The 11,329-nt window shown below is 29.8% G+C and carries 10 protein-coding genes; 4 read left to right on the top strand and 6 right to left on the bottom strand.

The features are described from left to right. The first annotated feature begins 330 nt into the window (after positions 1-330). The 3 genes from ACLUJM_RS11070 to ACLUJM_RS11060 are packed head-to-tail and all read left to right on the top strand — an operon-like array spanning position 331 to position 2,456. Positions 331-864: a DUF6431 domain-containing protein gene (locus ACLUJM_RS11070; RefSeq protein WP_244343515.1), complete on the top strand. Its 534-nt coding sequence runs from the start codon at positions 331-333 to the stop codon at positions 862-864. A gap of 51 nt (positions 865-915) precedes the next feature. Continuing rightward, on the top strand, positions 916-2,292 hold the full coding sequence (locus tag ACLUJM_RS11065; protein WP_412412815.1) for an ISL3 family transposase: 1,377 nt from the start codon (positions 916-918) through the stop codon (positions 2,290-2,292). A gap of 2 nt (positions 2,293-2,294) precedes the next feature. Continuing rightward, positions 2,295-2,456, top strand: a complete 162-nt coding sequence (locus tag ACLUJM_RS11060; protein WP_008818137.1) for a hypothetical protein — start codon at positions 2,295-2,297, stop codon at positions 2,454-2,456. Positions 2,457-2,712: 256 nt separating this feature from the next. On the opposite strand, the gene ACLUJM_RS11055 is transcribed toward ACLUJM_RS11060, so the two are convergent. The 6 genes from ACLUJM_RS11055 to ACLUJM_RS11030 form a co-directional block, all read right to left on the bottom strand. Next, complete coding sequence (locus tag ACLUJM_RS11055; RefSeq protein ID WP_008818136.1) at positions 2,713-3,369, bottom strand: YczE/YyaS/YitT family protein; 657 nt, start codon at positions 3,367-3,369, stop codon at positions 2,713-2,715. Continuing rightward, positions 3,353-4,786, bottom strand: a complete 1,434-nt coding sequence (locus ACLUJM_RS11050; protein WP_118325122.1) for a glycoside hydrolase family 1 protein — start codon at positions 4,784-4,786, stop codon at positions 3,353-3,355. The genes ACLUJM_RS11055 and ACLUJM_RS11050 overlap by 17 nt, the downstream gene beginning before the upstream one ends. Before the next feature lie 756 nt (positions 4,787-5,542). Then, entirely contained in the window at positions 5,543-5,860 is a 318-nt protein-coding gene (locus tag ACLUJM_RS11045; protein WP_008818133.1) for a PTS sugar transporter subunit IIB, read from the bottom strand. Between the two features lie 167 nt (positions 5,861-6,027). Next, a complete protein-coding gene (locus ACLUJM_RS11040; RefSeq protein ID WP_008818132.1) occupies positions 6,028-7,365 on the bottom strand; it encodes a PTS sugar transporter subunit IIC in 1,338 nt (445 codons plus the stop codon). A 32-nt stretch (positions 7,366-7,397) separates the two neighbouring features. Beyond that, positions 7,398-7,703 (bottom strand): PTS lactose/cellobiose transporter subunit IIA, encoded by a 306-nt coding sequence (locus ACLUJM_RS11035; RefSeq protein WP_008818131.1) that lies wholly within the window; start codon positions 7,701-7,703, stop codon positions 7,398-7,400. 11 nt (positions 7,704-7,714) lie between these two features. Continuing rightward, a complete protein-coding gene (locus ACLUJM_RS11030; protein WP_008818130.1) occupies positions 7,715-9,142 on the bottom strand; it encodes a glycoside hydrolase family 1 protein in 1,428 nt (475 codons plus the stop codon). A 306-nt stretch (positions 9,143-9,448) separates the two neighbouring features. On the opposite strand from ACLUJM_RS11030, the gene ACLUJM_RS11025 reads away from it, so the two are divergent. Then, positions 9,449-11,326 carry a BglG family transcription antiterminator gene (locus ACLUJM_RS11025; protein ID WP_412412814.1) on the top strand — a complete coding sequence of 626 codons (1,878 nt, stop codon included), beginning with the start codon at positions 9,449-9,451 and terminating at the stop codon, positions 11,324-11,326. Positions 11,327-11,329 lie beyond the last annotated feature (3 nt).

The following is an 11,329-nucleotide window of genomic DNA, read 5'->3' as shown; positions in this document are numbered from 1 at the left end:
TTGAAATAGCTACGGGTTATCCATAGCATATGATATGAATGAAGTTCATACAGCAACAGTCCATATCTTGTGAGAACTCCAACAGCACTGTGATTCAAGTGGATAAGTGAAGCATCAAAAAAAGAATATATAAAATTGGATAGGGATAAATCAACCTTTAAAAGTCATAGGGATTTTGACTCTGAGATAGAGATGACCTTTAAACACTTTTAGGGTTTACTTTCCCTATCTTTTTGTTACAGTATTTTTAGAAGGGATTGGACGTAAAAAAAGGTAGAAATCCAGCACCGATCAAAGTTGTGATTTCTACCCGTCCTCTTAGACAATTATATGATACTGAAAATTACCAACGACTTCAACCTGATTTTGAATAAAGATGATTATCAAGCTTTTGTTAATGCGATCGATTTGCTGTCTTTACATTGTCCTGTTTGTGGTGTCGTTGGCCTTTTTATATTATATGGACACTACACAAGATTTGTGATCATTGATGATCTTTCCAGTGGTGAGTGTAAGATTCAAATTCATGTTCAGCGTATCCAGTGTACTCAATGTAAATCCACCCATGCCTTGCTTCCAACTAATTTTGTTCCTTATACTCAGTTCACTTATCTTTTCATTTACTATATTGTCACGCTTGATGAGAATGATGATTTGATTACTTCTTTTGAAGTTGCTCTACAAACGATTCGTAAAGTTAAAGCTCGTGTAATCGAATTTTGGGATTCACTCTTCCCAGACTGGAGAGATTTCAAACAGGATGACTTGAAAATAGAATCTTTAAAGCGTCACAATATTCTCTTTGGATCCACTAGAAGTTATTGTAAACTTTGTGTACTGTCACCAACAGGGGCGCAACTCTGATTCTGATTTCTTTTGGTATTATGTCATTGAAATCAGAAAGGAGATGATCTTATGATCGAAAATGATGCTTTCAAGCTGCTGTTAATCAATCTTTTTCACCTGAATCCTAATGATATTACCAATATTCTCTGTACTACGTTCAATAAGATGATGGTTCTTATCGTTACTCTTACAGATAAACATCAGGCTTGTCCTTACTGTGGGTTTACTGCGCCTAAAATCAAGGAATATGTAACCAAGGAGATCACTCATTCGGCTCTTACCACACAGAAATGCATAATAAAATACAGGGCAAGACGCTACAAATGTCCATGTTGTGGAAAGACCTATTATGAATTCAATCCTTTTGTCTTCAAATCCCAGAAAATATCGATTCTTACTGTGCATAATATTCTGAAGGATCTGAAAGACTTCAACGAAACATTTACTTCTGTTGCCAGACGATATCATGTTTCTCCAACTTCTGTATCCACTATTTTTGATAATCATGTGGATATTGGCAGAAACCCGCTTCCGGAAATCATTAATTTTGATGAGGTATATGCCTTTAAATCCGAAAAGAGTAAATATGTCTGTGTTCTTCTTGATTTTAAAAAACAGATTCCTGTTGATGTTCTTCCAAATCGTAAAAAGGAATATCTTTTAAACTACTTTCAAAAGATCCCTTTAGAAGAACGCAAAAAGGTAAAATACGCCTGTTCAGACATGTATGAAGTATATAGAGATGTCGTACATAAGGTGTTTCCATCCTGTTGTATGCTTTTGGATTATTTCCATCTTTCCCAAGATTTCCATAGGAAAATGAATGAGGTACGTATCAAAGTCATGAAGGGATATAAAGATAATAAGGCTTCAGATGAATATTATCTTCTCAAAAAATTCAACTGGCTGTTATTTAAAAATCCAGAAGATGAAGATAAATATGGAAGACTGTTTGATGTAGAACGTGAGCGTAAATACAACTCTCATTTTAAAAGCTATATGAACTACTATGATTTAAGAAAGAAACTGCTTGAAATCAATAATGATTTAACTATTTGTTACTCATTAAAACTAGAACTTGTAGACTTCTATTCAAAATCTACAATCGACAATGCGAAAGTGAATCTAGAAAAACTGATTCGCAGCTGCATTGATACAAACATTGAAGAAATGATCAAATTCTCTAATAATCTTATTAACTGGAAACAGGAAATCATCAATTCATTTACGATTGTAGGTACTGAATATAAAGTTGAAGCAGACAAAGGCCAGGTGGTGGTCTGCAATAAAAAAGTGAATAATGCGATCATTGAGAATCGAAACAAGATTATCAAGTGTATCAAGAACAACGCCAATGGTTACACCAACTGGCTTCGCTTCCGCAATCGCGTAATGTATGTACTCGATTCAAACGCAACATTCAGCCTGGAACCAAGGGAGAAATAATCATGGATGCACAAGATATTATCGAATTGATCGAATACTTCAGAAATCTTCAAGACACTGAAATGAAATTTGAAATTGAAGAGCTACGAGGATACATTGACATAAGATTCGAAGAATTATATGACAAGTTAACAGAATACATTGATTCAAATCACCCATTATAAAAGAGCAGAGATATTGAAATCTCTGCTCCCTAGTTAATAATCCTTTAAACACACATAGGGTTTTCGGCCCTACAATTTTTGAAGCCAACTTTTAGTCGACCCTATCTAATTGCGGATTACCAAAAAAGAAAAGAACTTCATTCGAAGTCCTCTTCTACCGCTTAATCACTATACACATGAATTCGATTAATGGCTCTTTCCAAAAACGATCATATTATAAATTTTGTTGTTGTCTTATCAAAAAATTCTTTCACTTTTAAAATTTATAAAGATACTGGTATTTTTTTATACTATTTTCTGTTACTTGCATTACATAACCACTAATTAATACACTAACCACAGGCCCAATCGAAGGATATTTACTTAAAATAATAGCTCCAATCAAACATCCTCCATCAAACATAGTTTTAATCCATCCAACTCCTATTTTTGTTTTATGCGTTATTGCTTGAATTGCACCAATGTACGGACTACATCCTAAATCTGCATTAGAATATAAAGCGCATCCAACAGAAATTATTACAATCCCTAAAAACATTAAGCATAAATTTAAAATTACCGAATTTGAATGAATTGAAATAGAATCTAATATTTCCATAGTAAAACTCTGTACGACAGGAGAAATTAAAGTTCCTATTCCAATCATTTTACGATTCAAAAACAGCACTAAAACTAGCAAAGTAATTGAAAAATATAAATTTGCTTCTGCTAAAGTGATAGGAAATTTTAAAATTAAACCTTCCCATAATAGTGCTACAGTATCTGCTCCATAACCACTTTTAACAGCCAGTTGTGTACCAATTCCCATTAAAGAAGAACCAATTATCAACATTAACAATCTTATTATTACTTTTCTATAACTAGATAAGCATATATTATTTTTTACGTTATTCACTTTATAATTCTGATCCATTAGTTTCAATAACTCGTTGATACCAATCAAAACTATCTTTTTTTATTCTAGCTCTACTTCCCGAACCATCATCTTGAATATCAACATAAATAAAACCATATCGTTTACTCATTTGAGCCGTAGAATTAGCAACAATATCGATTGGTCCCCACATTAAACAACCCATAACTTGTACTCCATCTAGAATAGCTTCTTTCATTTGTTTTAAATGTTCACTTAAGTAATGAATTCTCTCTTGATCATGAACTTTACCATCAACAACAGTATCATGAGTACCTAGGCCTAACTCTAAAATAAAAATAGGTAAATGATAATGATCATATAATCGATTTAAACAATATCTAAGACATAACGGATCAATAATCCATCCCCAATCACTTGTCTCAAGATATGGATTTTCAACTTCTGGATCTTCTAAATTTTGAACACTGACTGCTGATACAGTTCTAGAATTATAATAAGAGATACCTATAAAATCAGCTTTTCCTTCTTGAAATACTATTTCATCTTCTTCCAGATAATCTATGTCATAATTATTTTCATTCAAAAAGCGAAACATAGTTTTCGGATATCCACCACACGCTTGAACTTCAATATAAAAATCTTCAAATTGATCATTTTTTAATGAAGCCATGGCATCTTCCGGTTTACATGTTAAAGGATAAGATAAATGATTTGTGATCATTGTTCCCACTTTATTATTTTTATCAATCTCATGTGCAATTTTAGTGATTTTACAAGCAGCAACCATCTCATGATGTAACGCGCGTAATTTATTTTCAAAAGTATTTGGGATTACATCTGAAGGCATTCCAAATTGATTAAATGATTCTCTCGCAATTAAATTCATTTCATCAAACGGAATCCAATAATGTACTTTTCCTTTATATCTTTCAAATAAAACCGTGGCATATTTTACAAAAAAATCAATTACTTTTCGGTTATACCAACCATTGTATTTAAGTGCTAAATTAACTGGCATTTCAAAATGAGAAATAGTTATTAATGGTTCTATCCCATTTTTTAACAATTCATCGATAAAACCATCATAATATTTGAGCCCTTCTTCATTTGGATATTCATCATCTCCATTAGGAAAAATTCTTGCCCAATTAATTGAAGTTCTTAAACATTTTATTCCCAATTCTTTTAATAATTTAATATCATCTTTATAATCATGATACCAATCAATAGCATATCTACGAGGATAATAATTTTTTTTATCTTCGATTGCAGATTGTATATCAACTGTCGTCATCAAATTATTTTGTTTTCTATTTTTTACCAAAGGAATCAAATCAGGAGGGCATACTCCCTTGCCTCCACAATCCCACCCCCCTTCAGTTTGAGATGCTGTTACTGCACCTCCCCAGAGGAATTCCTTTGGAATATCATTTACTAAGTATTTTTCGTACATAGAAAGTCTCCTTTTTATAATTTATTAATAGTATGAAACATACACTGGTAATAATAATCAATACATTCGCCAAAAGATAATTGTATATAGGGACTATATAATAAATAGATTCAAATAAAATACCAAATATGCATACTTTATATATATTTACATTTTTTTGTATTAATAAAGAAATGCCAATATGCAAGAGAAAAGGAATCAAACAGCAAATAGCAGTAAATATATAATAGTTACTTGAATTTGCATTAAAAACTTCAATATATCTATTAATTTCCATTAACGAATATCCTTTATCTAGCATATTTTGAAAAATTGAACCATTATTTATTCTCACTGAATACATCAAATTATTAAAAATTGTTGGTAACATAAGATTTATATATGTATTCAGACCAACACCTAATCCTAAAGAAATATATTCCTTAGTTAAATTTGGTTTATATATTTTTTTATATAAAGTTTTTTTAATTGATACAAATATCAGAACAAGCAATAATACCTTGAACATTGTATATAATTGAACTTTAAAAAATACAGTAATAAAAGATAAAATCAAAGAATATACAACTTGCGTGATTAGATATTCAACAAAACCAAAGCAAATAAATTTTATATTAATCATTTTATATTTATACAAAAAATATAAAATAGACACTATTACACAAATATTTGTGACAAGAGGTATGATTGTTTCCAATTCATTCAAATTCATATATTTTATCAAGTAATTAGCATCAAATTACTTTTGTCTTTGTTCTACTTTATCCCTAATTCTGTTAAGATGTTTTCTAAAACACGGTCACCTCTCATCAAACCGTAATCTTGAAAATTCATAACAAACATCTTAATGTTAGTATTTACTTTATCGATTTCGTTTCTAACTGATTTAGTAGCATATTTAACTTGAGGACCCAAAACTACAATCTGAGTATCGGTTAAATGATTACTTAAATCATCTAGTCCTACGGCAATTACACTCATATCAATATTTTTTATTTTCGCTGCCTCCTCGATTTTTCCACGCATAATATTAGTACTCATACCTTGTGTACAAACTAAAACTACATTAATCATAATTATCCTCACTTTACAATACTTCTGAACTAAATATTGTATACTTTCTAGACCACTCATTTAGGCATATATTAACTGGTCTTATTAATATATCAAAACTGTAAAAAAAATTCGACATGTGTCTATTGGTTTTATTTTCAACCAATAGACACATATTTTTATCAATTTTATGCAGCAACTTTCTGGCTTTCTAATTCTTCTGCTTCTCGTTTGATCTCTTGCTTCTCATACATTTTAAAGAAAGGATACCAGAATAACATATCTACTATAACCAAAATCACCCATAGTACTGCTGCACGCCAATCCATACTGCTTAATACAGAACGCATAATTTCAGGAGCTGTACCACCCATATAGAACATGCAACGATTTACTAACCCTGCAGACATTGCAAAATAAGAAATGAAACAGTTTATCACTTCTGTAAAGATGAATGGAATAAACATTGTTACATTACACATAATCGGTAATCCAAATACAACTGGTTCATTAACACCGAATAAAGCAGGAATAATAGATAATTTTCCAACCTGCTTCATTGTAACTGACTTAGATTTCAACAGTAATAGTACTAATCCAAACGTTGCTCCAGAACCACCAATTCCAGTAAATCCATATCTAAACGCAATATTGATAATATAAGGCAATTGAGTGGCTGCAACACCATTTGAATATGCATCCACATTAGCGCTTAAATTAGCATATAAAATTGGGTTGAAAGGTGCTTCAACTGCAGCTGTATGAATTCCAAACCAATAGCCAATATCAGAAAAGAATGTGATTCCAGATTGAGCAATAGGATTATCAATACTTTTTGTAATAGGTCGCCCAATCATCATAACTAAATCTGGAATAGATACCCCTAATAATTGAGTTGTTAATCCAGAAGCTAAACAACCTACTAAAAAACAAAGTGTTAAAGGCAAAATTGATGACATTGCTTTTTGCAACGTTGCCGGTACACTGGCTGGGAATTTGATATTACCAATTCCTTTTTTTGACATCCACCTATAAAGGATTAAAATCAAAAATGCACCAATCATCGCTGAGAACAATCCTTCTCCACCAAAATAATCTGTTGAAATACCGCCATCAACATATTTAGAGTTAATTAAGAAAAAGTTAACTAAAGCGACGATAATAGTAGACTGTACTTCCAAATCATATTTTTTTGCCCATCTGTAGGCTATACCAAATGTAACCCATAATGATAAAGATCCTAAGGTACAAGATTTCATAAAACGAATTGGAATTAAATATTTATTTGCAAATGTATCCCAATTTAAGAAAAAATTATACCAATAAGTCCCTTCTTCAAATCCTGTATAGTTAATTGGTGATTTAGAAACAATAAATGCAAATGCACCAATTACAATCATTGGTAATAACGAAATAAATGTTTGCGATAGTATTTGAATATATGTATTTTGTGCTACCCATGTAGCTAAAGGTAATAATCTTTTCTCAATAAGTTGTTCAACTTTTGATTGCTTTTCAGAGTTCATCTTTAACTCTCTCCTCTCACTAATTTAATGTTTTAATCTTCCTTATCCATAAAAATTTTGCATAACAACTGTAAATTATATGCAGTTGAATAATGATCTTGCGCATGTGTCATTACCAAACTATATGGTACGTTCTCTCCATTTGATTCTTTTACAATGACTTCCATTTGCTTCGTATGACATAAATTTAAGTTTTCATTACCTAATTCATATTTTTTTCTGCTTTCCTCTATTTGACCAGCACGAAACAGCTTTAATGCTTCTACATAAGCTGCTACAGCTTCTCCCGCATAAGAAATCATTTGAAATGCTACAATTTGTAAATCTTCTTTTTTCATAAGTTATCCTTCTATTTTTCCTTTAGATGATTCCGTTGAAACGTATCAATCCATTTTTTATATTCATACCAGCTTTTTTTAGGAATTCGTTTATAATTATTTTCAAAATCAACGTATACTAAACCGTAACGTTTTTCATAACCATTAACCCAACTATATAAATCCATCGTTGACCATACATAATATCCATATATTGGTAATCCTTCATCATATGCCTTAATTACCCAATTAATAAATTCTTTTGTATATTGAACTCGTTCATCATCGTTAATTTTTCCATCTTCTACTTGATCATAACTGGCAACACCATTCTCTGTAATCATCAATGGCACATTTGGATATTTATTATTAACGTACTTTATACAATCATAAATACATTTTGGATACATTTCTCGACCCCAAAAATTTTTTTGAGTTGATGGATCGTCATCTGAAGCAAACCATCCCTTTATAGCTGAACCTTCAAGCTTATTTGAATTCTTTCCCTGATTATTAAAAGACATATATGACTCTTCACCACTATAAGGTTTTACTAAATTTCTAACGTACACATTTAATCCCACAAAATCTACAATTCCTTCTTTTAATATTGCGTCATATTTTTGGTCTATGAACGAAATATCTATATTAGAAGATTTTGCTTTATCAATTAATTCTTGAGGAAAATATCCTTTCAGAGCTGGATCTAAGATACTTCTGATATAATATAAATCTGCATTAAATCGAGCAATTTTATCTTCTTCAGAATCATGCAATGTCTCAACAGCTCCGCAAGCATGAACAATCCCTATCATTCCATTTAACTTCATGTCATGATAAGTCTTAACCGCCAATGCTGATGCTACCATTCCATAATATAATGTTTTAGCATATGATTCAAAATCTAAAATATGATTAGGCGGATAATTTCCTTGTAAATAACTACAATGTGCATAATATCTTAACTCATTTTGTGTGACCCAAAGTTTCACTCTGTCTCCAAAATTTTCAAAGCATACCTTTGCATAATTATTAAATGCACCTATAATTTTTGGATTAGTCCATCCACCTTCTTTTGCAATTGAAAATGGTAAATCATAATGTTGTAGTGTAACATTTGGTTCAATATTGTATTTCAAACATGTATTAATAACATTATTATAAAATTGAATTCCTTCATAATTAATTTTACCAACACCATTTGGAATAATGCGTGTCCATGAAATTGAAAATCGAAAAGATGTTTGGTTTCCTTTGGACATTAATTTTATATCTTCTTCAAATTTATGAAAAAAATCTGCAGCATTATCACCAGTAACATTGTTAATGTTCTTATCACTGTTATGGCTAAATTCATCCCATTGCGTTAAACCTCTACCAGATTCATTCCAAGCACCTTCACATTGGTAAGAAGCGGTTGCTGATCCCCATAAAAAATCAGATAATACATTACATTTCATTAAGTTGTCCTCCTTTCACCATCACTATAAAAAATAATAATCTAATATACAAACAATGATATTCTAGGGGTAATCATACAACATGGAATAACACTGTTTTACCATCCCTATTAGAAATTTTTGGTTTGACAATTATTTCAATTATTAGATACTAATACTGAAAAATATTAAATAATAAACACTATTAGAACTAGATTGAGTAAACTAATATTTTTATGAGCACACTTCATAAATATAATTACTTATAGTTCGCTTGAAACACGTTATTAATTTTTTTGTATGAAAATAGATTATAGGAGGTTTATCATGGAATGTATATCACAAACAGAAAAAAAGATAGTTGAATTTTTATTATTGAATGGTCAAACCCCTTGCAAAACAATTAGTCAAGCACTTTCCGTATCAGACAAAACTATTCGAAATGAAATTCATAAAATTAATTGTATTGACAATGAACCTTTAATTTATTCTGACCAAAGCGGTTTTTTTATCGCCCAAAATAAAATTAAAGATTCTCTTCAATTACTTAAAAAAGTACCTCAAAGTATAGATATGGTATTATTGCGACATTTATTATTGAAAAATGAACCAACTAATTTTTTTGATATTGCAGAAAAATTTTATATTTCTCCTACTTCACTACAAAATGTAATTAAAAGATTAAATTTAGAAATTAGTACATACCAGTTAAAAATCTATAGAAAAAACTCTGAATTACATATTGAAGGAAGTAACTTCTCTAAACAACAATTATATTCAAACTTAATTCAACAAGAAACTCAATTAACATTTAAGGATTTAAAGGATTTTTCAGATTTTTTTCCTAAAATTGACATAGAAGATTTAACATGCCAGATAAAAAAAATAATCGATAATAATAATTGTTTCATTTCCCCATATTACGAAAAAAATTTATTAATAAACATTTTTACCATTATAAACTTGTTTGATGAATCCATACAACCTATTGATACAATGACAAGTAAAACCATAGAAATTAAAATAGCTACAGAAATTGTTAATTATCTAGACAATACATTACAAAACAACTTAACTATCATTAATATGATTGCTTGTTGTCTAAATGGCATAATTAAACGAAAAACAAATGATACGGCCGAAAAGAAGAAATATCCTAAAAATTTCAACAAAAAGTTAAATACATGCTTAAACAATGCTATTTCTCATTTTGGTATACACGTAGAGAATAATGAACTCCTCAAATTCTTTCCAGATCATATATTTAACTTAATTCAACGACTTAGAAATGGAAATTATTGTAATTTTCCTGAATCCAATAATTTAAAAGATAATTGCATATATATTTATGACATTGCCGTCTTTTTATGTCAGCATCTTAATCAAGAGTTTAATATTGTCATACCTGAAAACGAGGTAGCTTTAATAGCTATACATCTTGGCTTTATTATTGAAGAGTCTTTAAAAAACTCTGAAAAGATAACTATAGTTTTATATTCTAACAATCACCCTTTATTAGATGATAAAGTCTTTCAAACATTGTTAGAAAAATATAGCGATTTTGCTAATATCATTACTATTAATAATCTATATCAATTATCTACTTTTGGTAATGCAGATTTAATTGTTTCAACAGCTAACTTAGCAAATATTACTGATAAAAAAACAATTCTACTAAATCCCTTTCAATTAGAACATGATCTTATAAGTATTGAAGTTGCAATAAAAGATTGTATCAAAAGCAAAGAATTAATCTCTTTTAAAACTATATCAAAAAAAATTTTTTCAGAAAATCTATTCTTTATTTCCGAAAAAATTAATACTAAAGATTTAGCTATTCAATTTCTAGCAGAACAATTAAAGAAAGATGGCTCTGTAAACGACACCTTCATAGATAACGTTTTGCAACGAGAATCATTAAGTCCAACTTGTTTTATGAATAGTTTCGCCATTCCGCATTCATTCCAAGAAGATTCTATAAAAAATCGTATAGCCATTTTAATTAATAAAAACGGCATACAATGGAATAACCAAACAATATATGCTGTTTTTTTAATAGCTACTTCAAAAAATTCAATTAAACGATTCAACAAACTTTTATTCGAACGAATAGGTTATTTATTCAGTGAAAATAACAAACAAAAATATTTAGCCATAGATAGCTATGATTCATTTATTAAATATTTATTTGATACAAGATATTAATAC

It is taken from the genome of Finegoldia sp., assembly GCF_046991905.1.
Taxonomy (GTDB): domain Bacteria; phylum Bacillota; class Clostridia; order Tissierellales; family Peptoniphilaceae; genus Finegoldia.
This window is presented reverse-complemented; position numbering and strand designations above follow the sequence as displayed.

Excerpts from the sequence above, each read along its gene's own strand:
- ACLUJM_RS11025 (WP_412412814.1), top strand. The coding sequence starts at position 9,449 with ATGGAATGTATATCACAAACAGAAAAAAAGATAGTTGAATTTTTATTA.
- ACLUJM_RS11055 (WP_008818136.1), bottom strand. The coding sequence starts at position 3,369 with ATGGATCAGAATTATAAAGTGAATAACGTAAAAAATAATATATGCTTA.
- ACLUJM_RS11040 (WP_008818132.1), bottom strand. The coding sequence starts at position 7,365 with ATGAACTCTGAAAAGCAATCAAAAGTTGAACAACTTATTGAGAAAAGA.
- ACLUJM_RS11030 (WP_008818130.1), bottom strand. The coding sequence starts at position 9,142 with ATGAAATGTAATGTATTATCTGATTTTTTATGGGGATCAGCAACCGCT.
- ACLUJM_RS11065 (WP_412412815.1), top strand. The coding sequence starts at position 916 with ATGATCGAAAATGATGCTTTCAAGCTGCTGTTAATCAATCTTTTTCAC.
- ACLUJM_RS11045 (WP_008818133.1), bottom strand. The coding sequence starts at position 5,860 with ATGATTAATGTAGTTTTAGTTTGTACACAAGGTATGAGTACTAATATT.
- ACLUJM_RS11070 (WP_244343515.1), top strand. The coding sequence starts at position 331 with ATGATACTGAAAATTACCAACGACTTCAACCTGATTTTGAATAAAGAT.
- ACLUJM_RS11050 (WP_118325122.1), bottom strand. The coding sequence starts at position 4,786 with ATGTACGAAAAATACTTAGTAAATGATATTCCAAAGGAATTCCTCTGG.
- ACLUJM_RS11035 (WP_008818131.1), bottom strand. The coding sequence starts at position 7,703 with ATGAAAAAAGAAGATTTACAAATTGTAGCATTTCAAATGATTTCTTAT.
- ACLUJM_RS11060 (WP_008818137.1), top strand. The coding sequence starts at position 2,295 with ATGGATGCACAAGATATTATCGAATTGATCGAATACTTCAGAAATCTT.